Raw genomic sequence first — 24,623 nt, 5'->3', positions numbered from 1 at the left:
CCGTCCCAGACGTAAGGATCCTTCGATGACTTCTTCAGAATCGGCGCGCGGCAACGGAGTTCGGGTTGCCGCCGATGCGGCTACGGACAGCGCGTTCGTCGACGACTTCAATACCATGTCCACATTCGGCGCGACGGCGGCCAATGGGGTCGAGCGCCAGGCCGCCACCGAAGCCGACGGCGCGAATCGCCGATGGCTGGCCGGCTGGCTGACCGAGCGCGGTTTCACGGTGGCGTACGACCGGATCGGCAACATGTTCGGGCTGTACGAACTGGTACCCGGCGCGCCGTACGTGTTGTCCGGATCGCACATGGACAGCCAGCCCCGTGGTGGTCGCTACGACGGTGCCTACGGTGTCCTGGCCGCGGCGCACGCGATGGATCGGCTTCGGCAGTACTACCTCGCCAATCCTGATGAAGCCGTCCACAACCTGGCCGTCGTGAACTGGTTCAACGAAGAGGGATCACGATTCAAACCGTCGATGCAGGGTAGCGGTGTGTTCACCGGCAAGCTCGACCTGCAAGAAGCACTCGACACCACCGACGTCGCCGGTGTCACGGTGGCCGACGCCCTCGGTGAGCTGGACATGTTGGGGGACAAGGATGTCTTCACGACCGGCGAGCACCACACGGCAGGCGGCCTGAAGGTTGCCGCGTACGCCGAAATCCACATCGAGCAGGGCCGCGAACTCGACAAGGCCGGTGTGCTGATGGGTGTGGTGCCGTCGACCTGGGGTGCCAACAAGTACGAGATCTCGGTCATCGGGTCGCAGTCGCACACCGGTGCAACCGCCATCGCGGACCGGCAGGACGCGCTCTACGGTGCAGCGAAAGCCGTTGTGGCGCTGCGTGAGTTGGCCGACGAATACGGTGAGGATCTGCACACCTCATGCGGACAGTTGACGGTCTACCCGAACTCGCCGGTGGTGGTGGCCCGCGAGGTCCACATGCACCTGGATCTGCGGTCGCCATCCGATGAATTGCTGGCCGAGGCCGACGTGAAGCTCAATCGTGCGTTCGCCGAGATCGAGGTAGCGGCCGACGTCGAGATCGAGCGGCGGTTCGCCCACACCTGGAAGGGGCATACCTACCAGCCCGAGGGTGTGGCGTTGGCAGAGAAGGTGATCGAGCAGCTCGGGCACAGCCACATGCAGGTGCGAACCCGGGCCGGTCATGATTCGACAAACATGAAAGATCTGGTTCCGACGGTGATGCTGTTCATACCCAGTGTCGACGGTGTCTCTCACGCGGAGAATGAATATACTCACGACGCCGACCTCACGGCCGGTGTGGACGTATTGACCGAGACAGTCGGTCGCATGGCGGAAGGTGCCCTCTGATGGCAGATGACAACACGAGCTTCGGCGGTAATTCGCCGTTTGCCGACGAAGGCGAGCTGGAAGCGGCCAAGACCGCCGGGCGTCGTGCCCACGAGTTGGACCGGGCTCACGTGTTCCATTCGTGGTCGGCGCAGGCACAGCTGAATCCGATGACGATCCTGGGCGCTGCGGGATCGTATGTCTGGGACGGCGAGGGCAATCGGCTGATCGATTTCTCGTCGCAGATGGTCAACACCAACATCGGCCACCAGCACTCCAAAGTCGTTGCGGCGATTGCCGAGCAGGCGAACAAGCTCTGCACCATCGCACCGTCGCACGTCAACGATGCGCGGTCGGAGGCTGCGCGCCTGATCGCCGAGCGGACCCCCGGTGATCTCGACAAGGTGTTCTTCACCAACGGCGGCGCCGATGCGGTGGAGCATGCCGTGCGGATGGCACGCCTGCACACCGGTCGACGCAAGGTGCTCACCCGCTACCGTTCGTATCACGGGGGTACCGATACCGCGATCAACATGACCGGTGATCCGCGGCGCTGGCCCAACGACTACGCGTCGGCCGGAGTGGTCCATTTCTTCGGACCCTTCCTGTACCGCAGCCAGTTCCATGCCGAAACCGAGCAGCAGGAATGCGAGCGTGCTCTCGAGCACCTCGAGTCGGTGATCTCGATGGAGGGTCCGCAGACGATTGCAGCCATTGTGCTGGAGCCGGTTCCGGGGACCGCGGGCATCATGGTGCCGCCGGCCGGCTACCTGGCCGGAGTTCGTGAACTGTGTGATCGTTTCGGCATCGTGATGGTGGCCGACGAGGTGATGGCCGGATTCGGCCGCACCGGAGAGTGGTTCTCCATCAACCACTCCGAGGTCATCCCGGATCTGATCACCTTCGCCAAGGGCGTGAACTCGGGATACGTCCCGCTCGGTGGCGTGGCCATCAACAACGAGATCGCCCAGACGTTTGCCGATCGGCCCTATCCCGGTGGTCTGACCTACTCCGGGCATCCGCTGGCCACCGCGGCCGCCGTCGCCACCATCAACGCGATGACCGACGAGGGCATTGTCGAAAATGCCGCGACCATCGGATCAGACGTCTTGGGACCCGGACTGGAGAAACTCGCTGCGCAGCATCCCAGCGTCGGTGAAGTGCGTGGCGTGGGTGTGTTCTGGGCGGTGGAACTGGTCAAGAACCCCGACACCCGGGAACCACTCGCGCCCTACGGTGGCTCGAGCCCGGCAATGACTGCGGTTCTGTCCGCCTGCAAAACGGGCGGCCTGCTGCCATTTGCCAACTTCAACCGGATCCACATGGTGCCGCCGTGCACGGTCACCCCTGATGAGGTGGCCGTGGGCCTGCAGATCCTGGACGCGGCGCTGACCGTGGCCGATTCGTTCGTCGAGTAGCCGGGTTTCGGTTGCCGGTGACGCGGCCCGCCAGGACTAGTGTGTAGTCCTGGCGGATCGTGCGGTCCACAGAGCGGGAAGGCCGGTGGCGACGATGCCAAAGCGAAGTGCGGGGATACTGCTGTTCCGTCGTTCCGAGGCAGAGGCGGGCATCGAGGTCGAGGTCTTGATCGCGCATCCGGGAGGCCCCTTGTGGGCGCGCAAGGATTCCGGCGCCTGGTCGATACCCAAAGGGTTGTACGACGAAGACGAAGAACCGCTGGCCGCGGCCCATCGGGAATTCGTCGAGGAGGTCGGTCTCACGGTTCCCGACGGGGAGGTCATCGAACTCGGGGAGATCAAGCAGCCGAGCGGAAAGCTGGTGACCGCCTTTGCGATCGAGGCCGACCTCGACATCACCGATGCCGTCAGCAACACGTTCGAGATGGAATGGCCGCGGGGATCGGGAAAGGTGCAGTCGTATCCCGAGATCGACCGGGTGGCGTGGTGTGATCTCGAGACGGCCGGGGACAAACTGCTGAAAGGTCAGCGTCCGTTTCTCGACCGTCTCCTCGACCATCTCGACTAGACCGCGTTTCTCGAAGGGATCAGGCGAAGCGCAAGACCTCGTCCTCGTCCAGGCGGGGCAGTCGGTCGAACCAGGCATCTTTGCCCGGATGGCCGACGTTGACCAGCAGGGTTGATTTCCAGCGGCCGTCAGCGAAGAACTCGGAATCGACTCCGGCGGAATCGAATCCGGCCATCGGTCCGGCGGTCAGCCCCACGGAACGTACGGCGAGGATGAAGTATCCGGCCTGCAAGGTGCTGCCGAACGTACCCATCGAGGTACGCATGTCCTCGTTGGCCTCCAGGGCGTCCTTCATCTCGGGCCGGAAGGGCAACACGGTCGGAATGTGCTCGTGGTACGCCGAATCCATCGCCAGTACGGCGGTCACCGGTGCGCTGCGGACCTTGTCGACATTGCCTTCGGCGACGTGGGGGAGCAGGCGTTCCTTGGCTTCGTCGCTGCGGACGTAGAGGACTCGCAGCGGCTGGGTGTTGGCTGCGGTGGGTGGCCATTTGGCGAGTTCCCAGACCTCTTTGAGTGCCTCGTCGCTCACCGGCTCGGAACTGAAAGTGTTGGCGGTGCGGGCGTCGCGAAAGAGTAATGCGCGCGCGTCTGCGTCGAGGGTGTGGACGGCATCGGACATGATGTGCTCCTACATCTAGAGGGACTACTAAAATAAAAGCAGCTAGGAGCGACTGTAGCAAACGGTATGCTGGGCCGATGCCCAGGGAAGTCGAAGTCACGCACGAGCCACGTGCCTGTGACGGCGCGCTACGGTCGGCGTTCGCCCTGCTCGGCAAGCGTTGGAATGGGGTTCTGTTGGGCACCCTGATGCACGGTCCGGCGGGCTACGCCGAACTCCGCGCCGCGATCGGCGGAATCAGTGACTCGATGTTGTCGTCACGGTTGGTCGAATTGGCAGAAGCGGGTGTGATCGAGCGGCAGGTCGAGGCAGGCCCGCCGGTGTCGGTGTCTTATCGGCTGACGCCGTCTGGCGAAGCGCTCCTGCCGATTCTCGGCGAACTCGGGGCGTGGGCGTCGGAGAACCTGGATTCGTAGAATCCGACCTAGCGGTTGTCGATGGTCCGGGAGACCTTGCGTAACAACGTGATCAGGGTCGACCGCTCGTCGGGGCTCAGTGTCGCCAGCATCGCCGTGTCGCGGGCGAGCCGCCGAGGAAACTGGGTGTCCACGAGTTCGCGTCCGGCATCGGTCAATTCGAGAAGGACAACCCGCCCATCCCGTTCGGATTTCTTGCGCTGCAACAGGCCCAGGTCGCCAAGGCGTTCGCTGAGTTTGGTGATCGAGGCGCCGCTGAGCATCGTTGTCGAGACGACCTCGCTGGCGCGCAGTGGACGCTCCGACCGGGCGAGTGCGCCCAGCACGTCGAACTCGGAGCGAGTGATCGAGTGGGATTCCAGGTCCAGGTCGAGTTGATGCGCGAGCACGGTGGCGATGCGGTTGACGCGGGCGACCACCTCGATGGGCTCGGTATCGAGGTCGGGATATGCGCGTGCCCACTCCAGGCTCACGCGCTCGACGACGTCACTCGGGTTGGGGTCTGCGGTCACCGGATCATGGTAGGTCATGGCCACTATTTACTTTAGTAGTAAAATAGATGTAAAATACTTAGGTGTTGACAAGCGATTCCCTTTCCGAGCATCTGACCCGCCGTCGTCATGCGCTGGTCCACTCTGCTTCTCCTCGCACCTGGCGTGATGCCGCGCTGACACTGAACCGCAGCAACGCGTCGATCTGGTTGCCGGTCCGAGTGGGCATCGCACTCGCGGTGGTGCTTGTGATCGGTGGTCTGATGGGGCGTGTCGATATCGCCGGATTCGCCGCGTTGGGTGCTTTGACCTCGGCATTCTGCCGCAACGATCCCTATCGCATCCGGCTGCCGCGGCTCGCGGTGACCGGCGGAACACTTGTCGCGTTCGTGGTGTTCGGAGGCATTCTCGGTGCGGCGGGGGCCTCGATGCCGGTACAGATCGTGGCCATGTCTGTGGCTGCGGCCGTTGCCATGTTGGTCATGGGTGCCTGCCGATTGGTCGGTCCCGGACCGGTGGTGATGATCTTCGCCGCGGCCGCTGCGGTGGGCTATTCGACATCGACGGGTGATGTGGTGGCCGCGAGCGCGTCTGCGGCGATCGGAGTGACGATCGGGATCTGCGCGTCCTTGGCTCCGTGGCCATATGACGTGGTTCGGGGTGTTCGAAACGCCGGTGGTTCGTCGTGGGGGTCGGTGGGTGCTGACCTTCGCCGGATGGCCGAGCGAGAGCTGATGGTCTCGGCGATCCGGGTGGCTCTGGCTTCTGCGGTGGCTGCCGGTGTCGCCCAAGCCATCGGTCTGGCGCATCCGATGTGGGCGGCGATGGGCGCGATCGCCACGCTGCAGGGCATCAACTTTCACCTCACCGTGCATCGCGGTGTACAACGGTTGATCGGGAACGTGGTCGGCGGAGTGCTGGCTGCCGGACTGCTCGCGGTGCCGTTGGGCTACTGGGGCGCAGTGGTTCTCGTTGTGATCTTCCAGATCGCAGCGGAACTCCTGGTTGCCATCAACTATGGACTCTGCTCGATGGCCGTGACGCCCATGGCGCTGCTGCTCACGGCACTGGGTGCGGGTCTGACCCCGGATGTGGCGCTCGACCGGATGGCGGACACCGCGCTGGGGGTCGTCTTCGGGATCGTGGTCGCGGCCCTGTCCATCGCGCGCCATGACACCGCGCACCACGAGGTCGCCGAGGTGGCTACTGCGCGCTGATCCCGGTGGTCAGCAGCTGCGCGAGTTCGAGGTAGGCCTGTGAATCATCCAGCCCGACAGAACTTTTGATCTTGCGTTGCTGGATCCGGACCATGACTGCAGATGCCACGTCGGCGACGAATGCCGCGTGGACATCGCGGACATCGCCTGCGGCAACACCTTCGCTGATGAGCTCATGGACGCGATCTGCCGCCGCCCGGGTATTGCGCTCGTAGATGTCGCGGGCGGGTGGGAAGCCGGCAAGGTCTTCCATGAACCGTTCATCGGCGGGCGCAAGTGCGGTACCGACCGCAGTCAGGTACGCGGTCAGCCGTTCGGTTGTCCCGGTAGCGCGCTCCACCGCCGCCTCGACCTCGGTGGTCGCGGCCCGGAAGAAGTGCACCGTCACTTCGCGGACGAGTTCATCCTTGCTGCCTGCGAGCGTGTACAGCGTCGACTTGGAGCAGTGCAGGCGCGCCGCGATCTGGTCGAGCGTCAGGTGGGCAAAACCTTCGTGGAGGAACAAAGCCACCAGTTCGTCGAACAATTGCGCACGGCGTGCGGTCGCGTGTGCAGGGGAAACGGTCGGAACCATGCGCTGATGGTACTGCGTGAGGTTCTGGAGTACTGTCGACGGTACTGAAGGGCCTGGCTCAGTACTGCTTGAATCCGGTCCCTGCCTGTTCCGACGATCGAAAGGGTGCCCGATGCCCGTCAACCGGCTGCTCCCCACTGAAGAAGCACGCGACCTGGTCCAGCTGGCGAGCGACGTCGCGGACAAGGCACTCAAACCCATCGTCGACGAGTACGAGAAGGCCGAGAAGTATCCGGCCGAGGCCTTCAAGGTGCTGGGCCAGACAGGCCTGCTGAGCCTGCCGTACCCCGAGGAATGGGGAGGTGGCGGTCAGCCGTACGAGGTCTACCTCCAGGTACTCGAGGAGTTGGCGGCGCGCTGGGCGGCGGTGGCGGTTGCGGTGAGTGTGCACAGCCTGTCGTGCCATCCGCTGATGGCTTTTGGCAGCGACGAGCAGAAGCAGCGCTGGCTTCCCGAGATGCTCGGGGGTGAGAAGATCGGCGCCTACAGCCTTTCGGAGCCACAGGCCGGTTCCGATGCCGCGGCCCTGGCCTGCAAGGCCACCGCCACCGAGGGTGGCTACAAGATCAACGGATCGAAGGCGTGGATCACCCATGGTGGTGTCGCCGACTTCTACAACTTGTTCGCCCGAACCGGCGAAGGGTCCAAGGGCATTTCGTGCTTCCTCGTCCCCGATGACACCGAGGGTCTGAGCTTCGGGAAGCCGGAAGAAAAGATGGGCCTGACGGCGGTTCCGACCACGTCGGCCAGTTACGACAATGCGTTCGTGCCCGAATATCGTCGCATCGGCGCCGAAGGTCAGGGTCTCCAGATCGCCTTCAGCGCACTGGATTCGGGCCGGCTCGGCATCGCTGCGGTTGCCGTCGGCATCGCGCAGGCCGCATTGGACGAGGCCGTCGCCTACGCGCAGGAACGGCAGACGTTCGGCAAGAAGATCATCGACCACCAGGGGCTCGGTTTCCTGCTCGCCGACATGGCTGCCGCAGTGGATTCGGCCCGCGCCACCTACATCGATGCCGCTCGTCGTCGCGATGCCGGTGTGCCGTATTCACGTAATGCCTCGGTGGCCAAGCTGATTGCCACTGATGCGGCGATGAAGGTGACCACCGATGCGGTACAGGTGTTCGGTGGCTACGGCTACACCAAGGATTTCCGCGTCGAACGGCTGATGCGCGAAGCCAAGATCACCCAGATCTTCGAGGGCACCAACCAGATTCAGCGACTGGTCATCAGTCGCTCGCTGGCGACCTAATCCCCGCAAACGCTCCGCTTATGCGAAGACGCTCCGCGTGCATCTGGAGCATCTTCGTACAGGCGGAGCATTTGTGTCAGGTCGGGAGGCCGACGTGAGCGCGGCGATACACCAGGGCGGCGGCGCCGACGAGTGGGGCGGTGTCGGATAGTCCGGCATCGATGACTCGAACGCGTGCGATGTAGTCGAGTGGATGCCGCGCGACGACCCGTTCGATGAGCGGGATCAAGTCGGGCGTCACCCGCGCGAAGCCGCCGCTGATCGCCACCACATCCAGCTCGATCAATGCTGCTGCGCTGCAGATGGCCTGTCCCACAGCCTCGGCCACGCGGTGCACTGCGCGATGGGCGATGTCGTCATCGTTCCGATAAGACGCGGCGAGGTCTTCGCCGGTGGACCCCGTCCAGCCCTCTTTGTTGGCCCAGGCCACGGTATGCGGGCCGGAGGCCACCGATTCGAGTGTGGTGTGACTGCCGATGCTGAGCTCGCCGGTGAAGCCGGACAACTGGATCTGGCCGATGTGGCCGCTGTTCCCGGCCAGCACCCGGCCGTCGACGATGAAACCCCCACCGATACCGGTGGAGATCACCATGCCCAACAAGTTCTTCTCGCCGGCCGCGTTGCCGATCCATTGCGCGGCCAGCACGATCGCCACGCCGTCTCGATGAAAGTGGACGGGTGTGTGACCCAACGTTTGTCGTATCCGCCCGGTCACCAGATCGCGTAGCGGGTAGTCGCGCCACTGCGGAATGTTGATCGGGGACAGGGTTCCGGCCCGCTCGCCCAATGGTCCGGCCGCCGCGATCCCGACACCGATCACCTGCGCGGTCTCGGGCACCTGCGCGAGCGCATGATCGACAACCCGAATGACGTTGCTGCCGAGGACGTCGGGTGAGGATTGTGAACCGGTCAGGGCCCGACTTCGGCCGGCCGCCAGCATGTTGCCGTCCGGGTCGACCAGTGCGGCTTCCACTTTCGTGCCACCGAGATCGATCGCGAGGACCAGATTGGCTGCCACCGATTCAGCCTAGTGGCCCACCCCTCCCCAGACGCTCCACCTGTGCGAAGACGCTCCAGAAATATGTGGAGCATCTTCGTACAGGTGGAGCGTTTGGGGTTGTGCACAGGAGACGAAGTTGTCCACAGTGCGACATCGAAGGGGAAAGTCGGCACCATCGGACGCGCCAGAATCGGATCCATGGGGGAATACGAGTTGAGCGCAGCGGGCCTGGTCTTGCGCCGCACGGCAACGTCGGCCGGTCACAACGACCACACGCTCCAGGCTGCAGTCCGGGCGGGGAGCCTGGAGCGGGTCTACCGGGGCATGTACGTGCCGAGTGGTCCATTCAACGGCGTTCTGAGCCGCGAGGAGCGTGAACGCCGATACCGATTCAAGGTTCTCGGGGCGGTCGACGCGGGGGAGGGCACCAAGGCGGTGAGTCACTGGTCCGCGGCAGCACTACTCGGGATGCCGACGTTCGACGCCGACCTGGATCGAGTGCATTTCACCGTGAACCGTGTCGGTGGCGGGCGAAATCGTGACCGGGCCTGCCGATTGCATGCCGCGTCGTGGCTGCCCGACGAGGTCATCGAACTTCCGGGACTCCTGGTGACCAGCCTCGCCAGGACGGCCGTCGACATCAGCCGTCTGGGCGGTTTCGAGCAGGCGCTCTGTGCCTGCGATGCGGCTCTTCGGATGGGTGTGTCCCGCGCCGAACTGGAGATGGTGCTCGCGCGGGCCGGTCGACGCAAGGGTGTGGGCAACGCCAGACGGGCGGTATCGCTCGCCGACAGTGCTTCAGAAAGCGTCGGCGAGTCGCTGTCGCGCGCCCGGATGTATGGCATGCCCGATATTCCGGTACCGCAGTTGCAGCCGGAGATCTACGCTCCCGACGGTAAACACGTGGCGCGCACTGATTTTCGGATCAAAGACCATCTTCTCGGCGAGTTCGACGGTCAGGGTAAGTACATCCGATATCTTCGCCCGGGTGAGACGCCTGCGGATGCGGTGTACCGCGAGAAGCGCCGCGAGGAACGCCTCAACGAGCTCGGGTTTGTGGTCGCACGGTGGGGTTGGGACGACCTGATGCACCCCGAACGGTTGCGCGAGACTTTGCGAAATGGCTTGCGGCGAGCGGGTTTGCAGTGATCCATTCCCGCAAACGCTCCGGTTGTACGAGGGTGCTCCACAAATATGTGGAGCACCCTCGTAGAGGTGGAGCGTTTGCGGTGGGGTGTGGGGTTAGAGGCGTTCGATGATGGTGGCGTTGGCCATCCCGCCTGCCTCGCACATGGTCTGCAGGGCGTAGCGGCCACCGGACTGCTGCAGTGCATTGACCATGGTTGTCATGATGCGGGCACCACTGGCGCCGAGTGGGTGACCGAGCGCGATCGCGCCGCCGTTGACGTTGGTCTTGGCCAGGTCTGCGCCGGTGTCCTTGGCCCACGCGAGGACGACGGGGGAGAAGGCCTCATTGACCTCGAACAGGTCGATGTCGGAGATGGTCAGGCCGGCTGCGGCGAGCACCTTCTCGGTTGCCGGGATGACGCCGGTGAGCATGTAGAGCGGATCGGAGCCGACCACCGAGAAGCTGTGCAGTCGGGCGAGCGGCGTGAGGCCGAGTTCCGCGGCTTTGGTGCTGCTCATGATCAACACCGCGGCGCTGCCGTCGGAGAGCGGACTCGAATTGGCTGCCGTGATCTGCCATTCGATCTGCGGGAACCGCTCGAGCATCGCCGGGTGGTAGAACGCGGGCTTGAGTGTGGCCAGTTGCTCGATGGTGCCGCCCGGGCGGATCATCTCGTCGGTGCGCAGGCCGGCCAGGGGCACGATCTCCCGGTCGAACTTGCCTGCCTTGGTCGCCGCGACGGCCTTGTCATGGCTCGACAACGCGAACTCGTCGAGTTCGGTCCGTGAAAAGCCCCAATCAGCCGCGATCAATTCGGCGGCCAGTCCCTGGGAGATCAATCCGTCCGAGTACCGCTGCGAGAATCCCACGCCGGACGCGTCGACGCCGGGCCGGACATCGGACGCCATCGGCACTCGGCTCATCGACTCCACACCGGCCGCGACCACCACGTCCTGCACACCCGACATCACGGCCTGGGCGGCAAACGAGATCGCCTGCTGACTCGAACCGCACTGTCGGTTGATGGTGGTGCCGGGAACCGATTCGGGGAAGCCGGCGGCCAGTGCGGCCTTGCGGCTGATGTTCTGGCCCTGCTCGTCGGCCTGTGTGACGGCACCGGCGATGACGTCGTCGATCAACGCCGGGTCGATGCCGGTCTGCTCGACGAGTGCGCGCAGGCTGTGGGCGAGCATGTCCACCGGATGAACGTCGTGGAGTCCACCTGCACCGACGGTCGCACCGTCAACAACGCGGCCCGGCTTACCCTTTCCGATCGGAGTTCGCACCGCACCGACGATTACTGCATCAACGATCTGGGTCATGACCTACTCCTTCAGCTGACTATAGTTTCTATAAGTCAGGTATACCCCGAGATATTCCATCCTGTCGACTCTTGTTCGACCACCGGGCTGATGGATCGAAGAAATGGGACACGCGGCCGGTAGTGTGTCCAGGGTGGTGCGCCTACCGAATGCAATGACCGGTCCCAGGCTCTTGGCCGGTGCCGCAACCGCTGGTGCGGCGTTTGCCGCCGCCGGAGTCACAGCCGGGACCGAGGTGTATCGGGCCATGGGGGCGCCGAAAGATCTTGTGCTCCCGCATATCAGTGGCTCACCGCATCAAACCGGTGGGAGCTTCGGCAACATCGAGCCGCCGCGGCCCGTCGACGGTGACAGAGCGGCCGCACTCGCGATGCTCCGCCGCGGTGACATCGGCAAGCCGCGGGTCCGCCTGGAGTTCGATGCCTCGCCGTTGCCTGCGGAGGTTGCCGACCTTGCCGCCACCTGGTTCGGTCATGCGTCGGTGCTCGTCGAACTCGACGGACACCGCATCCTCACCGATCCGGTGTGGAGTAAGCGCTGCTCACCGTCGAGCGTGGTCGGACCTGCACGGTTGCACCCTGTGCCGCACACGCTCGAGGAGCTGCCCGCCATCGACGTCGTCCTGATCAGCCACGACCACTACGACCACCTCGACACCGCCACGGTCCGTAAGCTCGCCCGGACCCATCCGGAAGCCGTGTTCGTGGTACCGATCGGGGTCGGTGCACATCTGCAGTACTGGGGCATCGACCCCTTCCGAATCCGCGAGGCGGACTGGGGCGAGTCGGTCACCATCGGAGATCTGCGCTTCAACTGTTGCTCCGCCCGACACTTTTCCGGGCGAGGACTGCAGCGCAACACCACGCAGTGGGCCAGTTGGGCTGTGACCGGACCGCGCAACAACTTCTTCTTCTCCGGCGACACCGGCATCACCGACTCGTTCGAGCAGGTCGGTGCCGACCACGGTCCTTTCGGGCTGTCGCTGATCGCGATCGGCGCCTATGACCGGCTCTGGCCGGACATCCATCTCAACCCAGAGGAAGCGGTGGACGTGCATCGAATGCTCAATCGCGCCAACCTGTCCGAGTCGCTGTTGCTTCCCATCCATTGGGCGACATTCAATCTCGCCCTGCACGAGTGGGCCGACCCGGTGCAGCGACTGCTCCCGGCGGCGGAGGAGTTGCACATTCCGGTGATCACCCCGATGCCCGGCGCCCGTTTTGATGTCCACTCACGCAGCGGACATGGTTTCGAGACCCAGGATTGGTGGGAGGCCGCGGTATGACCGCGATCAACGAGAAGCATCTGGCCTCAGGCCTCAGCGCGGCGCAGGTCGCCGAACGGGTGGCCGCGGGGCAGATCAATGTTCAGCCCGACCGGTCGGGCCGAAGCGTTGCAGATATCGTCCGCGCAAATATCTTCACCCGGATCAACGCGATTCTCGGTGTGCTGTTCATCATCGTGATGAGCACCGGCTCGATCATCAACGGCGCCTTCGGTTTGTTGATCATCGCCAACAGTGGCATCGGCATCATCCAGGAGATCCGCGCGAAGAAGACCCTCGACGCCCTGGCGATCGTCGGCCAGACCCGGCCGATGGTCCGCCGCGATGGTGTCGCCACCGAAATCGATCCGGGCGAGGTGGTGCTCGACGACATCATCGAGCTCGGCCCCGGCGATCAGATCGTGGTGGACGGTGAAACCGTCGAATCGGCCTCCCTCGACATCGACGAATCGTTGCTGACCGGTGAAGCCGATGCCGTCGACAAAGCTGTTGGGGATCCGATCATGTCGGGCAGTTTCGTGGTCGCCGGCTTCGGTGCATACCGCGCGACGAAGGTCGGCCGCGATGCCTATGCCGCGCAGCTTGCCGAAGAGGCCAGCAAGTTCACGCTGGTCAACTCCGAATTGCGCAACGGGATCGACAAGATCCTGAAGATCATCACCTACCTGCTCATCCCGGCGGGTGTGCTGACCATCGTCAACCAGTTGTTCATCAGCGACAACGGCATCAAGGCGAGCCTGCTCGGAATGGTTGCGGCACTGGTCCCGATGGTGCCCGAAGGCCTGGTGCTGATGACCTCGATCGCCTTTGCGGTCGGTGTGGTCCGGCTCGGCAAGCGACAGTGCCTTGTCAACGAACTGCCCGCCATCGAGGGCCTGGCCCGGGTCAATGTGGTCTGTGCGGACAAGACCGGAACGCTCACCGAGAACGGGATGAGGCTCTCGGAACTGGTTCCGTTGCAGGGGGACCGGGTCGAGTTGGAGCAGGCCCTGGCTGCGCTGGCAGCCCATGATCCGCGCCCGAACGCGAGTGTTCAGGCCATGGCCGAAGCGTTCCCGGACGCCCCGGCCTGGGCGTCGAGCGCCGTCGCCCCGTTCACGTCGGCGAAAAAGTGGAGTGGTATCTCGTTCTCCGACAGCGCTTCCGGTGAACCCCGCGGCAACTGGCTGCTCGGTGCACCCGACATGTTGCTGCCTGCGGAGGGCCAGACCGCGGCCCAGGCAAGCGAACTGGGGTCCGGTGGCCTGCGTGTGCTGTTGTTGGCCTCGACCGATGTGTCGGTCGACACCGAGTCGCCGGACGGTCTGTCCGCGCCCGGTGTCGTCGTTCCGCGAGCACTGATCGCGCTCGAACAGCGTGTGCGCCCGGATGCTCGCGAGACGCTGGACTACTTTGCGTCGCAGAATGTCTCGGTCAAGGTGATTTCGGGGGACAACGCCGTCTCGGTGGGTGCAGTGGCCGGGTCGCTGGGTCTGGGGACGCTGGATGACGCGGTGGACGCCCGTAAGCTGCCGACCGACACCGACGAGCTCGCCGACGTCGTCAACTCGCACACCACATTCGGTAGGGTCCGTCCGGATCAGAAGCGGGCGATGGTCGGTGCGCTGCAGTCACGCGGCAACACGGTGGCGATGACCGGAGACGGTGTCAACGACGTGTTGGCACTCAAGGATGCCGATATCGGTGTGGCCATGGGTTCGGGTAGCTCGGCAAGCCGTTCGGTGGCCCAGATCGTCCTGCTCGACAACCGTTTTGCCACGCTGCCGTATGTGGTCGCCGAAGGCCGTCGCGTCATCGGCAATATCGAACGCGTCTCCACCCTGTTCCTGACAAAAACCGTGTACGCGGTGTTGCTGGCCATGACCATCGGAGTTGCCGGGATCCTGGGCAAGATCTTCGGGTTCGCGCCGATGTCGTACCCGTTCCAGCCGATCCACGTCACGATCGCCGCGTGGTTCACCATCGGTGTGCCTGCTTTTGTGCTGTCACTGGCCCCCAACAACGAACGGGCCCGAACCGGCTTTGTCGGCCGCGTGCTCCGACTGGCGGTCCCGTCGGGAATCGTGGTCGCGGTCTGTACCTTCGTGGCCTACGCGCTGGTCTACCCGGGTGGTTCCGGTGTCGAACTCGGTTCCAAGGATTCGGTGGAACTGCCGCCGGATCAGATGCAGGCTGCCACCACCGCGCTGATCACCATGATCGCCGTCTCGATGTGGGTACTCGCGGTGATCGCGCGTCCGTACAACTGGTGGAAGATCGTGCTGCTGAGCGTATCGGTGCTCATGTATGTGCTGATCTTCTCGATGCCGTTCACGCAGGAGATCTTCAAGCTGGATCCGACCGATTGGGGCAAGACCGGAATCGGGTTGGCGACCGCCGCGGTCGGCATCGTCGCGGTCGAGATCCTGTGGCGACTGAACCCCGTCTTCGCAATGTGGTCCAGTAAGCTCAGTTCCAAAGACCCAAAGACCGCCGAGCACGTTTCCGGCGCCGCAGAAAGGTAAGGCCACGCATGGACATCAAGGGTCTGATCAACAAGGGCAAGCAGACGCTCAGCAAGAACGCCAAGGTCATCGACCAGGGCGCTGACGCCGTCAACAAGGCGACGAAGGGCAAGTACTCCGCCCAGGTCAGGAAGGGTGCGGACGCCGCCAAGAAGTTCGCACAGGACGGTGGTCCGAACCCGGACCAGCCGAAACCCCAGTAGTTGAGACTTGGCAGTGAGCAGACTGCGCTGTAGGTAGAAGACCTTGAAAGAAGCCTGGCCGGCGGTTCGGTTGGCCGGAAGTCTGCTGATTTCCGGTGCTTTGACCCTGACAGCCTGCTCAGGCGGCGGCGGAGATGATGGTGTGAGCCCATCGTCTCCGCCGTCTTTGTCTGAATCGTCGACGCCGCCGCCCCCACCTCCCGCACTCGCCGATCGCGGCGCGGTCCTGACGCAGCGGCCATTTCAGGGCAGCAGCACTCTGGGCGATGCCGGCCGGTTGATACGGGTGGTCTATCGCTCGACGGCCGGTTACGCGGGTGGCTTCGGCACCGATGTCTCCGGGGTGATCGCCGTCCCGGCCGGTGATCCGCCACCGGGTGGATGGCCGGTGGTCGCGCTCGGCCACGGCACCACAGGGACCGATGTGACGTGCGGTCCGTCGGACTACCCGGATCTGCTCGGCGAAGACGGCAACGTCGCGCGATTGCTGGCCCGCGGATACGTGGTCGCCGCGAGTGACTACCAGGGACTGGGGTCCAGCGTCGAGAGCCCGCGAACGCATCCCTATCTGGAACCGAAGACCGTCGCGTACAACATGATCGACGCGGTGCGTGCGGCCCGCAATGTGGTACCCGAAGCGTCTGCCGACTGGGCCGCGATGGGTGCTTCGCAGGGTGGCCAAGCCGCCTGGGCGGCAGCCGAGCATGCCGACGGCTATGGACAGGGGCTCGACTTCGTCGGGGCTGCGGCCCTGGCGCCTGCCGCTGATCTGTCGCCGATCACCGATGCGGGACTCGACCTGACCTACACCGACGCCCAGAAGATCTTCATCCCCAATCTTGTGGCGGGACTACGCGAAGTGCATCCCGACCTCGACCCCGACGACTACATGCGCGGTGGGCTGGCCGCCGGGGCGGAAGCCTTCACCTCGTGTGGTCCCACCTCGACCGCGGACAAGTTCTCCGCTGCCATGGACATTGCGCCCGGTGACGCCACGATCGCCGACGAGGAGGCGCTCGAGCGACTCCGGGGGATCCTGATCACCGATGCGCTGCCCGCCGAACCCGCCGACGGGCCGTTGTTCGTGGCCTACGGAGACAAGGACACGATCATCCTGCCCGCCTGGACAACCGCCGCGGTGCAGCGCGCCTGCGCGCAGGGCGACGTGATCGAGGTCGTTCGCAAGCCCGAGGGCGGACACACCAATCTGGGTGTGACCGGTGACGCCGTCGACTGGATCGCCGACCGGTTTGCCGGGGAGTCGGCGCCCGACACGTGTCCTGTGTGACGGGTGAAGATGTGGCCCGACCGATAACGTCAGCGCCATGGCAAAAGTGAAGGACGCGATAGAGATCGGTGTGACGCCGGAGAGAACTTGGGATCGGGTGCTGGATCTCTCGAGTTACGACGAGTGGTTGACGATCCACGAAGGCTGGCGCGGTCCGCTTCCCGGGCCGGAGGAGATCGGTAAGGGCATCAAGGTGTCCTCTGTCATCGCGTCCAGGGGCACTCGCGTCCGGTTCGACTGGACGGTCAACGCCTACGATCCACCGCACCGCGTCAGCCTGAAGGGTTCCGGAAAGGGCGGGGTCAAGGTCACGCTGATCCTCGCGGTGGATCCGGCACCGGAAGGCTCAAAATTGACATTCGAGATTGAACTCGGCGGATTGGCCATGATCGGTCCGGTCGGGAAGATCACGGCGAAGGTTGTCAAAAGTGAAATCGAGACTTCACTAAAGAATTTTCACGATCTGTACGCCTGAGTGAATACGCCTGGTACATTGCCGATTTCGGTTACCAAATGAGGGTTAGCGCCTGACAAGGCTGTGTATAGAATCCGGCGAACCTCGAAACAAGGGCGGTAACGGATGGGGCGGCATGGTGGCGACAGCAACGCTGGAGGCGAGTTCGGATTCAGCGGACACCGAGATGGGGACCGGGGGCACGGGACCGCATGGATATTGGGTGCGCTGGTTCTCGTAGCGCTGCTGGTGGCCGGTGTCATCCTGTGGCGGACGATCGGCAACGGGTCCGGTCCGGATTGTGACTCCAGGGAAGCCGTGTCCGTCGTCGCGGATCCTTCGATGGCGGCCACGATCAAACCGCTCGCGGGTACCGCGTCGGGCGACTCTTGCTTCGACTTCACGGTCTCCGCGGTCAGCGGCGCGAACGTTGCAGGGCAGCTCACCAAGGGGGAGAGTGCGCCGGATCTGTGGATTGCCGATTCGTCGACCCGTGCCCGTACGGTCACCGAGCAGGTCCGCGTCGGCAACGATGTGGTCGCCGAATCGGTCGCGGCAAGCCCCGTGGTGGTGGCAGGCAAAAACGTTCCGGCACTGGAGAACTGGGTCGATGTGATGAAGTTGCCGGGACTGCGACTCGGCAACCCGATCGACTCGAGTACCGGCGACGCCCCGATCATCGGCGCGCTGGCTGCCGAGCAGTCGGGCGCCATCGACACCAAGTCCTTCACCGACGGGATGACCCTGCTGGCGTTGCAGCAGGGCAACGCGCGGGTCGGTGGCGATTCCGATGGAGACCGGCTCGCCCTCGCCGGGGTGAGCGACTCGCCGACGGTGGTCAGTGAACAGCATTTCATCGAATACCAGCTCGCTGAGCCCAACAGTGGGCTGACGGCCTCCGTCCCTTCCGATGGCACCGTCGTCCTCGATTTTCCGATGCTGAACACCGCGTCGGCGGCTCGCAAGGAAATGGTGAGTAAAGCCGGTCAGGAACTGTTGGCGGCGATCACTTCCGACGACGGCGCGCAGACCCTGACCACCGCGGGCTTCCGCACCGGCGTCGATGCGCCTGCACCCGAGGGAGGAGTTGGCGATGTGACTGTTCTCACACCGGGTGATCCCGAGCGCGAGACAAAAGCGCTGCGGCAGTGGGCGGTGCTCGGTGTACCGATCCGCAGTCTGGTCGTCGAAGACGCGTCAGGGTCGATGTCGGCTCCGGCGGGGAACTCGACCCGGGCCGAGATGTTGGTGGAAGCCAGTCAGAACGGCCTGAAGCTGTTCCCCAACACCACCGCGTTGGGTACCTGGTTGTTCTCCATCAATATGGGTGGGAGGGGACAGGACTGGCTGCCTCTGGTGCCGATCGAACGCCTCGACACCGTAGGGGCCGATGGCCAGACCCACCGCGAGCGTCTGGAGTCCGAGCTTCTGACATTGCCTGACCGAGTGGGTGGCGCGACGGGCCTCTATGACACGACTCTGGCCGCGTACAAGGAAGTTCAGGACACCTACGACCCCAACTTCTCGAACAGCGTCATCCTGCTCACGGACGGACAGAACGAGGATGAGAACTCGATCACCCTCGATGAACTCCTTGCCGAGTTGAAGCGACTCGAGGATCCGGCTCGGCCGGTGCTGATCCTGACAATCGGCATCACGGAAGATGCTGATGCCGCATCGCTGAAGAAGATCGCGGAGGCGACGGGTGGCACCAGCTACGTCGCCAAGACCCCAGCCGATATCTCGACGGTGTTCATCGACGCCGTGGCAGCACGGATCGAAGCCGCCGGTCGTTGACAACGCCGGCCCGGCCTGACGATGTAGGTGAGACTAACCTAACAGTATTGTCGCAAAACGGACCATGGACCGGATAGATGCGGCACTATCTGGGTATGAGTTTTCTGACGACGTCCGCCCGAGCTCGAATTGTCAACGCCGGCAAGGCCGCATCGGTCGTTGCTGCCGCAACGATGGCCGTTGCGGCATGTGGAGCCGATGGCGACGACACGGCCGCGCCGGCTTCAGCTGCCACCGAAACCACCACCGCGGTCGGGTCCGGTGCGGCAGCGGGCAGCGAGTCGCCTTATGCCGACGGTGAGTACTCCGTGATCGGTGGCTACCAGTCTCCGGGCGGAAAGCAGGAGATCGGTGTCACGGTCACCCTGTCGAACTCGGTCATCACCGCACTGACGCTCGACACCAGCGGGACCACCGGACCTTCGGCCGATTTTCAGGGCAAGTTCGAGTCCGGCGTGATCGAACAGGGACTCGTCGTCGGCAAGAGCATCGATGAATTGAGCGTGAGCAAAGTTTCGGGGTCTTCCTTGACGGCCACCGGTTTCAATGATGCGATTGACCAGATCAAAACTGAGGCTGCAGCGTAAAAAGGCTGTTCGGCGCGTGCCTGAGAACTGAGAGTCTCCTGAAAAACGCGTTTCAAAAAGATCACGTTCAATTTTCAGGGAGCACAATGGATGCCATGACCTCGACATCAACGTCATCGGTGAAGAATCGGATTGCCAACGCGGGCAAGGTCGCTGCGGTCATCGCAGCCACCGGTGCCGTTATCGCGGCCTGTGGCGACGATGGCGACAGCAGTTCATCGGCCACAACTACCACCGCCGCAACCAGTGCTTCCGCGGTCGCCGAATCGGCAGCCGCCGGGTCCGCAGCGGCGGAATCCGGTACTGAGGCATCGGCATACGCCGATGGTGAATACAGCGCCTTCGGCAGTTACCAGTCACCCGGTGGCCGGCAAGAGGTCGGCGTGACGGTCACCTTGTCGAACTCGGTCATCACCGCGCTGACGCTCGATACCAGTCAGACCAAGGGCACGTCCTCGGAATTCCAGGGCAAGTTCGCGAGTGGGATCGACGCACTGGTGGTCGGCAAGAGCATCGATGAGCTCGATGTGAGCAAGGTTTCTGGATCGTCCTTGACCTCAGGCGGTTTCAACGACGCCATCGAGCAAATCAAAACCGAGGCTCAGGGCTGAACCTCGACGCGGTGACAAATCCGACGGTCTGGGAGTTCGAGGCACTCGGTACTTCGTGGGACGTGACTTTGCCCGGGCCGATACCAGATGGCCTGCGAGCGGAGATCACGCACGAGCTCGACCGAATTGATCGGGTGTGGTCGAGGTTTCGCGCTGACTCGATGGTTGCGGAGATGGCAGGGCGCGCCGGCCGGTACCCGATTGCACCGACCGACCAGCCGATGATCGATCTGCACCGCGAACTCTACGAGCTCACCGGTGCCAAGGTCACACCGCTTGTCGGCCAGACACTCGATGACGCGGGTTATGACAGTGGCTACTCGTTGACGCCTGCCGAACATGTTGCCGCAGTACCACTGTGGGACGAGGTGCTGACCAGTTGGTCGGGCGAGCTGGAACTGGCCAGGCCGGCGCTCATCGATGTGGGCGCGACCGGTAAAGGATTTGCCGTCGACCGGGTCGCGGGCCTGATCGCATCCCACGGGTTCGATCACTATCTGGTCAACGGCAGCGGGGACATCGCGGCCGGATCGGAACCCCACCGAATCGCGTTGGAGCATCCGGTTGATCCGACCAAAGCGATCGGCACAGTGGTGATCGAAGGCAATGCGATCTGCGGGTCGGCGAGCAATCGTCGGGCGTGGGCGGACTGGCATCACATCATCGATCCGACCACTTCCGCGCCCACCCGAGAGGTCTTGGCCACGTGGGCCATCGCCGACGACGCGATGACCGCCGACGGGCTGTCAACCGCCCTGTTCTTCTGTCCTCCTCAGAAACTGTTAAGCCGCTATCGGTTTGACTATGTGGTGGTACGGGCGAACGGCACCGTGGAACATTCGCATGCGCGAGAACTGGAGTTGTTTCTGTGAGGTACCTACGGCTTGTCGACCGGCTCTCGATGTACCGGTTCGTGTTGCTGGCACTGGTGGTGCTGGCCGTCTACTCATTTGTCGTGGCCGCATCGGATGCCGATTTCCAGTACACCGCAACAGAGTTGGCCGGCTCGCTGGCGATTCTTGTGGTTGTCTGTGCCGCCGTGACATATATCTGTGCGGCGATCGTGAGGGTTCCACCCGGTAGTGAATCCTGGCTGATCACCGCATTGATCCTGTTCTTCATCTTCCCTGGTGTCACCGATTCGGATACCGCATGGGGTCTGGTGCTGGCCGCGGCGATCGCGAGCGCATCAAAGTACGTGCTGGCGATCAGACGTCGGCACATCGTGAACCCGGCGGTGGTGGGTGCGGTGGTCAGCTACCTGTTCGCCTACTTCTCTGTCGGCTACTTCGCGTATCCGATCTGGTGGGTGGCGGCAGACGCCTTGCTGATCCCGATGATCGTGATCGGCGCGGCGGTCGTCTGGAAGCTTCGCGACTGGTGGATGTCCGGCATCTTCCTGCTGGCCTCGGTGATCACGATCGTCGTGGTCGCGCTCGATGACGGAACGCCGGTCGGCGACGCCCTCGATCTGGGATTCCAGTCGACACCGCTGCTGTTCGTGGCAGCGATCATGCTCACCGAACCTTTGACATCACCGACCACCCGCATCGCGCAGGGGATCTACGCAGCGGGAGTCGGCGTGCTCATGTACTGGGGTCAGACGTTCGAGATCACCTCCGACTACACGCTCGCCTTCGTTCCCGAGATGGCCCTACTGGCGGGCAGCGTGTTCACGTTCGTTGTCGCCCGCAGGTGGCGACGTCCGGTACTGACGATCAAGTCGGTGCAACCGATCGGTGTCGACACCTACGAGGTGCTCGCATCCCCTGGGCTGCGTTTCCGGTCTGGGCAGTGGGCTCAGATCTCTGCTCCCACCTGGAATCCGACGCCCGACAAGCAGGGCACCCGACGAGTGTTTTCGCTTGCCGGTGCGCCGGGCGAGTCGACCACACGGTTCGGCTTCAGCGCAGCAGGCAACACCTCGGCATTCAAGAAGCGGCTCATCGACAGCGGTGGAACGGGTACGAAGCTGTACATCGACGAGGTGGGCGGGGACTTCACCCTTCCACGCAAACTGTCGGCGCCGGTTGTGTTCATCGCGGGCGGTATCGGAATCACCCCGTTCCGATCGATGCTCGCCGACCTGCTGGACCGTGGCGGCGATCTGAAGAAGGTCTCGCTGATCTACGCGGCGAACGGTGACGATCGACTGGTGTACACCGATGTTCTCGACGCCGCCCGCGCGGCCGGTGCCACGGTCGTGACCGTGACCGGCGGGCTGGTGGGTGCCAGCGACATTGCGGCCGTGGCGCATCCCGGATCGCACTACTACCTGTCAGGTCCTCCGGCCATGCTCGATGCCATCAAGCCGATGCTGTTGCACGCTGAACCCGGACTGCGGTGGCAACCCTGGCGCTTGCACACCGATCGATTCATCGGCTACTGACGAGCACTTTTCACAGGGCGGGAACAAACCGCCGCCCCGGGTGCTCCTATCTTCGACCGCCGCACAGCTTCGACAGTCACAGGGCGGCACTTCCGAAGATCCGGCACCCGACACGAAAAGGACTCACCCTTATGGCAATCGAACAGTACGACACCAACGCCGACGGCTACTTCGACACCATCCTGACCGACACCAACGGCGACAACGTCGCCGACATCGTCGAATACGACACCAATGCCGACGGCTGGATCGACGAGGTCCAGACCGATTACGACTACGACGGCTACGTCGACGAGGTTGCCATGGACACCGACTACGACGGCTACTACGACACCGTCATCGCCGCCTGAGTGCCATCAGACCTCTCGACCGCGGCCATGTGCCGCCCTCCCGAAACCGGGTCACCTGAACACAGGTGGCCCGGTTTTGTGTGGTCGGGTCTGATGCCGGACTCGGGTCGAGGTGATTGCTCGTGGTCCCGAAACATGCTCGAGCGAACTGCTATTCGACTGGCTCGGGGTTCTCAACGTCCGGTTCGGGTTCCTTGCCGCGCGCCCGAGTGAGCTCTCCCAGTTGTTGGGCCAATGCTGCTCGGCGGTCGGCCAGAGTCTTTTCCCAGGCCGCTGCGAAGGTTTCGTTGACGTGCTGGGCACGGTTGACCCGCGGTTTACGTTCTGGATCCACCGACGATGGTGGTATCCACCCGACCCTGCCCTTGTCAGGGCCTTCGGTGATCATGATCGTCTGCCACTGACCCGGACCATCGCCCACCAACCTGTGGTGCGGCGGGCACGCTGATCCCATCAGATCGATGTCGGTCAGACCACCATTGATCCAGGCAATCAGATGATGGATCTCCACCCAGGTCGCCGGATTGGTGCACCCGGGGTGCGAGCAACCGCGGTCGCGGGCGAACAACGCCAACCGCTGACCCTTCTGCGCGGTGCGTTTGGCCCGGGCGAAATACAGCACCTCGGCGCTGTGGCTAGCGAACACCGCCAAGTATTTGTCCGAACGCGCAGCCAGGTGCAGGGCCTCTTTGACCGGAATATCCACCCCCGACGCCGTTTTGGCGATCCCCGCGCAATCCTCGAGCTGCTGTTTGGTCATCGTAATGATCAGCTGCGCCGGTAAACCCCGATGGGACTTGCCGAGCAGGTTGCACTCCAAAATCGTTTTCAAAATCGCTTTGAGTGCATCGTGGCGTTGTTGGCCCTGCGAGCGGGTATCCCGCTCAGCGGCAGCCTTCATCAGCTCTGCATCTTGTTTCGGATCATCGCTGGCACCGGTCGGTGAGTCCGGATCGGCCGGGTTGTTCATGCCCGGGGCGGCCCAGACATCCATCACCGTCGTGAACAACGCCAACGTTTCCGGATCCAGGGTGCCCGAGATCTTGGCCATCAAGTCCACACCCTGATTACCCAAACTCACCGAACGTTTACGGGCCCGATCCGAATCGTCAGTCAACCGGCCATCGGGATCGACCCGGGCCAGCACCTGACGGCCCGACGCCGCCAGTTGGGTGGGGTCCTGGCCGACGGCCTCTTCGGTCATCCAATGATCGACCACGTCATACACCGCCGAATCCGACGCTGACGGGATGTGTTTGCGCACATCCAACATCACATCCATATGCGCTGCCCCGATCAACCCTTGGGACCAGGCCTGTTCGGCGGCAGGGCATTTCGGTGCCAGCTCTTCACCCTGCATCGTGTGAAACCGGCCGACTGCTTCCAACCCGCGGATCCTGGAGGTGGTTTGACCTTTGGTCAACCGCAACTCGCTACGGGTGAACCCGAACAGCGACGAATACCCAGCCTCGGTAAACGACGACCGATCCGAGACCCGCAACAGGTGCCGCAACCCGGTGAACTCGAGCTTACGAACGACCCGTTCATGCACCCGCACAAGCTCATTGACTTCGGCATCGGACATGTCGGAATCAGTGCAGTCCGCGATATCGGCAACCAGTAACTCCAACTCGAGGTACTTACGCACCAACACCGAAACCGAAGAAGGATCAACCGGAATCTCATCGGACGGATCGTCAGTCATCATGCCCCCCAGCACATCTGATCGAAATCTTTCAATCAGAATACCTCGGAATGCACATTGTGTCGAATGTTTGTTCGAATTAGGGGTCGGGCTCGACCGGCGAATTCCTTGTGAGGCAACGTG

General features: G+C 63.6%; 24 protein-coding genes. 18 read left to right on the top strand and 6 right to left on the bottom strand.

Annotation, left to right across the window (positions count from 1 at the left end; translation table 11 throughout):
• Window positions 1–25 precede the first annotated feature (25 nt).
• The 3 genes from AC1TPF_RS15535 to AC1TPF_RS15525 all read left to right on the top strand — a co-directional run bounded on the left by AC1TPF_RS15535 (window position 26) and on the right by AC1TPF_RS15525 (window position 3,304).
• Window positions 26–1,339 carry a M20 family metallo-hydrolase gene (locus AC1TPF_RS15535; RefSeq protein ID WP_482144607.1) on the top strand — a complete coding sequence of 438 codons (1,314 nt, stop codon included), beginning with the start codon at window positions 26–28 and terminating at the stop codon, window positions 1,337–1,339.
• Window positions 1,339–2,736 (top strand): aminotransferase class III-fold pyridoxal phosphate-dependent enzyme, encoded by a 1,398-nt coding sequence (locus AC1TPF_RS15530; protein WP_482144606.1) that lies wholly within the window; start codon window positions 1,339–1,341, stop codon window positions 2,734–2,736. Before AC1TPF_RS15535 ends, AC1TPF_RS15530 begins: the two co-directional genes overlap by 1 nt.
• A 94-nt stretch (window positions 2,737–2,830) precedes the next feature.
• Complete coding sequence (locus tag AC1TPF_RS15525) at window positions 2,831–3,304, top strand: NUDIX hydrolase (protein ID WP_482144605.1); 474 nt, start codon at window positions 2,831–2,833, stop codon at window positions 3,302–3,304.
• Between the two features lie 19 nt (window positions 3,305–3,323).
• Here AC1TPF_RS15525 and AC1TPF_RS15520 read toward each other — a convergent pair whose 3' ends face one another.
• A complete protein-coding gene (locus tag AC1TPF_RS15520) occupies window positions 3,324–3,926 on the bottom strand; it encodes a malonic semialdehyde reductase (RefSeq protein ID WP_482137511.1) in 603 nt (200 codons plus the stop codon).
• Between the two features lie 77 nt (window positions 3,927–4,003).
• Here AC1TPF_RS15520 and AC1TPF_RS15515 point away from each other — a divergent pair, with 77 nt between their 5' ends.
• On the top strand, window positions 4,004–4,342 hold the full coding sequence (locus AC1TPF_RS15515) for a winged helix-turn-helix transcriptional regulator (RefSeq protein WP_482137513.1): 339 nt from the start codon (window positions 4,004–4,006) through the stop codon (window positions 4,340–4,342).
• 8 nt (window positions 4,343–4,350) lie between these two features.
• Here AC1TPF_RS15515 and AC1TPF_RS15510 read toward each other — a convergent pair whose 3' ends face one another.
• A complete protein-coding gene (locus AC1TPF_RS15510) occupies window positions 4,351–4,872 on the bottom strand; it encodes a MarR family winged helix-turn-helix transcriptional regulator (protein ID WP_482137515.1) in 522 nt (173 codons plus the stop codon).
• 44 nt (window positions 4,873–4,916) lie between these two features.
• On the opposite strand from AC1TPF_RS15510, the gene AC1TPF_RS15505 reads away from it, so the two are divergent.
• Complete coding sequence (locus AC1TPF_RS15505; RefSeq protein WP_482144604.1) at window positions 4,917–6,050, top strand: FUSC family protein; 1,134 nt, start codon at window positions 4,917–4,919, stop codon at window positions 6,048–6,050.
• Here AC1TPF_RS15505 and AC1TPF_RS15500 read toward each other — a convergent pair.
• Window positions 6,037–6,624 carry a TetR/AcrR family transcriptional regulator gene (locus AC1TPF_RS15500; RefSeq protein WP_482144603.1) on the bottom strand — a complete coding sequence of 196 codons (588 nt, stop codon included), beginning with the start codon at window positions 6,622–6,624 and terminating at the stop codon, window positions 6,037–6,039. The genes AC1TPF_RS15505 and AC1TPF_RS15500 overlap by 14 nt on opposite strands.
• 112 nt (window positions 6,625–6,736) lie before the next feature.
• On the opposite strand from AC1TPF_RS15500, the gene AC1TPF_RS15495 reads away from it, so the two are divergent.
• Window positions 6,737–7,876 (top strand): acyl-CoA dehydrogenase family protein, encoded by a 1,140-nt coding sequence (locus AC1TPF_RS15495; RefSeq protein ID WP_482144602.1) that lies wholly within the window; start codon window positions 6,737–6,739, stop codon window positions 7,874–7,876.
• A 76-nt stretch (window positions 7,877–7,952) separates the two neighbouring features.
• Here AC1TPF_RS15495 and AC1TPF_RS15490 read toward each other — a convergent pair whose 3' ends face one another.
• Entirely contained in the window at window positions 7,953–8,894 is a 942-nt protein-coding gene (locus AC1TPF_RS15490; protein ID WP_482144601.1) for an ROK family protein, read from the bottom strand.
• A 180-nt stretch (window positions 8,895–9,074) separates the two neighbouring features.
• Between AC1TPF_RS15490 and AC1TPF_RS15485 the strand changes: the two genes are divergently transcribed.
• Window positions 9,075–10,025, top strand: a complete 951-nt coding sequence (locus tag AC1TPF_RS15485) for a hypothetical protein (RefSeq protein WP_482144600.1) — start codon at window positions 9,075–9,077, stop codon at window positions 10,023–10,025.
• A gap of 93 nt (window positions 10,026–10,118) precedes the next feature.
• Here AC1TPF_RS15485 and AC1TPF_RS15480 read toward each other — a convergent pair whose 3' ends face one another.
• Entirely contained in the window at window positions 10,119–11,327 is a 1,209-nt protein-coding gene (locus AC1TPF_RS15480) for a thiolase family protein (RefSeq protein WP_482144599.1), read from the bottom strand.
• 154 nt (window positions 11,328–11,481) lie between these two features.
• Here AC1TPF_RS15480 and AC1TPF_RS15475 point away from each other — a divergent pair, with 154 nt between their 5' ends.
• From AC1TPF_RS15475 to AC1TPF_RS15425, 11 genes are all read left to right on the top strand, one after another.
• A complete protein-coding gene (locus AC1TPF_RS15475; RefSeq protein WP_482144598.1) occupies window positions 11,482–12,612 on the top strand; it encodes an MBL fold metallo-hydrolase in 1,131 nt (376 codons plus the stop codon).
• Window positions 12,609–15,116, top strand: a complete 2,508-nt coding sequence (locus AC1TPF_RS15470; protein WP_482144597.1) for an HAD-IC family P-type ATPase — start codon at window positions 12,609–12,611, stop codon at window positions 15,114–15,116. Before AC1TPF_RS15475 ends, AC1TPF_RS15470 begins: the two co-directional genes overlap by 4 nt.
• An 8-nt stretch (window positions 15,117–15,124) precedes the next feature.
• Window positions 15,125–15,319: an antitoxin gene (locus tag AC1TPF_RS15465; protein WP_482137530.1), complete on the top strand. Its 195-nt coding sequence runs from the start codon at window positions 15,125–15,127 to the stop codon at window positions 15,317–15,319.
• Window positions 15,320–15,461: 142 nt separating this feature from the next.
• On the top strand, window positions 15,462–16,607 hold the full coding sequence (locus tag AC1TPF_RS15460; RefSeq protein WP_482144596.1) for a lipase family protein: 1,146 nt from the start codon (window positions 15,462–15,464) through the stop codon (window positions 16,605–16,607).
• 37 nt (window positions 16,608–16,644) lie between these two features.
• Window positions 16,645–17,082, top strand: coding sequence for a type II toxin-antitoxin system Rv0910 family toxin (locus tag AC1TPF_RS15455; protein WP_482137533.1), 438 nt, complete (start codon window positions 16,645–16,647; stop codon window positions 17,080–17,082).
• 105 nt (window positions 17,083–17,187) lie between these two features.
• The gene (locus tag AC1TPF_RS15450) at window positions 17,188–18,858 is read left to right on the top strand and encodes a substrate-binding domain-containing protein (RefSeq protein WP_482137535.1); all 1,671 of its coding nucleotides are present in this window, start codon (window positions 17,188–17,190) and stop codon (window positions 18,856–18,858) included.
• A 95-nt stretch (window positions 18,859–18,953) separates the two neighbouring features.
• Entirely contained in the window at window positions 18,954–19,445 is a 492-nt protein-coding gene (locus AC1TPF_RS15445) for an FMN-binding protein (protein ID WP_482137537.1), read from the top strand.
• Window positions 19,446–19,531: 86 nt separating this feature from the next.
• On the top strand, window positions 19,532–20,056 hold the full coding sequence (locus tag AC1TPF_RS15440) for an FMN-binding protein (RefSeq protein ID WP_482137539.1): 525 nt from the start codon (window positions 19,532–19,534) through the stop codon (window positions 20,054–20,056).
• An 11-nt stretch (window positions 20,057–20,067) separates the two neighbouring features.
• Window positions 20,068–20,928, top strand: a complete 861-nt coding sequence (locus AC1TPF_RS15435; RefSeq protein ID WP_482137541.1) for an FAD:protein FMN transferase — start codon at window positions 20,068–20,070, stop codon at window positions 20,926–20,928.
• Window positions 20,925–22,445, top strand: coding sequence for an oxidoreductase (locus AC1TPF_RS15430; RefSeq protein WP_482137543.1), 1,521 nt, complete (start codon window positions 20,925–20,927; stop codon window positions 22,443–22,445). The genes AC1TPF_RS15435 and AC1TPF_RS15430 overlap by 4 nt, the downstream gene beginning before the upstream one ends.
• 131 nt (window positions 22,446–22,576) lie before the next feature.
• Window positions 22,577–22,795, top strand: coding sequence for a hypothetical protein (locus AC1TPF_RS15425; protein WP_482137545.1), 219 nt, complete (start codon window positions 22,577–22,579; stop codon window positions 22,793–22,795).
• Window positions 22,796–22,946: 151 nt separating this feature from the next.
• Here the strand turns inward: AC1TPF_RS15425 and AC1TPF_RS15420 are convergent, their stop codons facing one another.
• Window positions 22,947–24,503, bottom strand: a complete 1,557-nt coding sequence (locus AC1TPF_RS15420) for an HNH endonuclease signature motif containing protein (RefSeq protein ID WP_482144595.1) — start codon at window positions 24,501–24,503, stop codon at window positions 22,947–22,949.
• Between the last annotated feature and the right edge of the window lie 120 nt (window positions 24,504–24,623).

Source organism: Williamsia sp. Y853, from assembly GCF_056786495.1.
This window is presented reverse-complemented; position numbering and strand designations above follow the sequence as displayed.

What these genes read in the sequence shown, in the direction of transcription:
- AC1TPF_RS15465 (WP_482137530.1), top strand. Translation starts at nt 15,125, where the DNA reads ATGGACATCAAGGGTCTGATCAACAAGGGCAAGCAGACGCTCAGCAAG.
- AC1TPF_RS15440 (WP_482137539.1), top strand. Translation starts at nt 19,532, where the DNA reads ATGGATGCCATGACCTCGACATCAACGTCATCGGTGAAGAATCGGATT.
- AC1TPF_RS15535 (WP_482144607.1), top strand. Translation starts at nt 26, where the DNA reads ATGACTTCTTCAGAATCGGCGCGCGGCAACGGAGTTCGGGTTGCCGCC.
- AC1TPF_RS15495 (WP_482144602.1), top strand. Translation starts at nt 6,737, where the DNA reads ATGCCCGTCAACCGGCTGCTCCCCACTGAAGAAGCACGCGACCTGGTC.
- AC1TPF_RS15525 (WP_482144605.1), top strand. Translation starts at nt 2,831, where the DNA reads ATGCCAAAGCGAAGTGCGGGGATACTGCTGTTCCGTCGTTCCGAGGCA.
- AC1TPF_RS15425 (WP_482137545.1), top strand. Translation starts at nt 22,577, where the DNA reads ATGGCAATCGAACAGTACGACACCAACGCCGACGGCTACTTCGACACC.
- AC1TPF_RS15510 (WP_482137515.1), bottom strand. Translation starts at nt 4,872, where the DNA reads ATGACCTACCATGATCCGGTGACCGCAGACCCCAACCCGAGTGACGTC.
- AC1TPF_RS15530 (WP_482144606.1), top strand. Translation starts at nt 1,339, where the DNA reads ATGGCAGATGACAACACGAGCTTCGGCGGTAATTCGCCGTTTGCCGAC.
- AC1TPF_RS15520 (WP_482137511.1), bottom strand. Translation starts at nt 3,926, where the DNA reads ATGTCCGATGCCGTCCACACCCTCGACGCAGACGCGCGCGCATTACTC.
- AC1TPF_RS15450 (WP_482137535.1), top strand. Translation starts at nt 17,188, where the DNA reads ATGGGGCGGCATGGTGGCGACAGCAACGCTGGAGGCGAGTTCGGATTC.
- AC1TPF_RS15480 (WP_482144599.1), bottom strand. Translation starts at nt 11,327, where the DNA reads ATGACCCAGATCGTTGATGCAGTAATCGTCGGTGCGGTGCGAACTCCG.
- AC1TPF_RS15515 (WP_482137513.1), top strand. Translation starts at nt 4,004, where the DNA reads ATGCCCAGGGAAGTCGAAGTCACGCACGAGCCACGTGCCTGTGACGGC.
- AC1TPF_RS15445 (WP_482137537.1), top strand. Translation starts at nt 18,954, where the DNA reads ATGAGTTTTCTGACGACGTCCGCCCGAGCTCGAATTGTCAACGCCGGC.
- AC1TPF_RS15455 (WP_482137533.1), top strand. Translation starts at nt 16,645, where the DNA reads ATGGCAAAAGTGAAGGACGCGATAGAGATCGGTGTGACGCCGGAGAGA.
- AC1TPF_RS15485 (WP_482144600.1), top strand. Translation starts at nt 9,075, where the DNA reads ATGGGGGAATACGAGTTGAGCGCAGCGGGCCTGGTCTTGCGCCGCACG.
- AC1TPF_RS15420 (WP_482144595.1), bottom strand. Translation starts at nt 24,503, where the DNA reads ATGATGACTGACGATCCGTCCGATGAGATTCCGGTTGATCCTTCTTCG.
- AC1TPF_RS15475 (WP_482144598.1), top strand. Translation starts at nt 11,482, where the DNA reads ATGACCGGTCCCAGGCTCTTGGCCGGTGCCGCAACCGCTGGTGCGGCG.
- AC1TPF_RS15500 (WP_482144603.1), bottom strand. Translation starts at nt 6,624, where the DNA reads ATGGTTCCGACCGTTTCCCCTGCACACGCGACCGCACGCCGTGCGCAA.
- AC1TPF_RS15470 (WP_482144597.1), top strand. Translation starts at nt 12,609, where the DNA reads ATGACCGCGATCAACGAGAAGCATCTGGCCTCAGGCCTCAGCGCGGCG.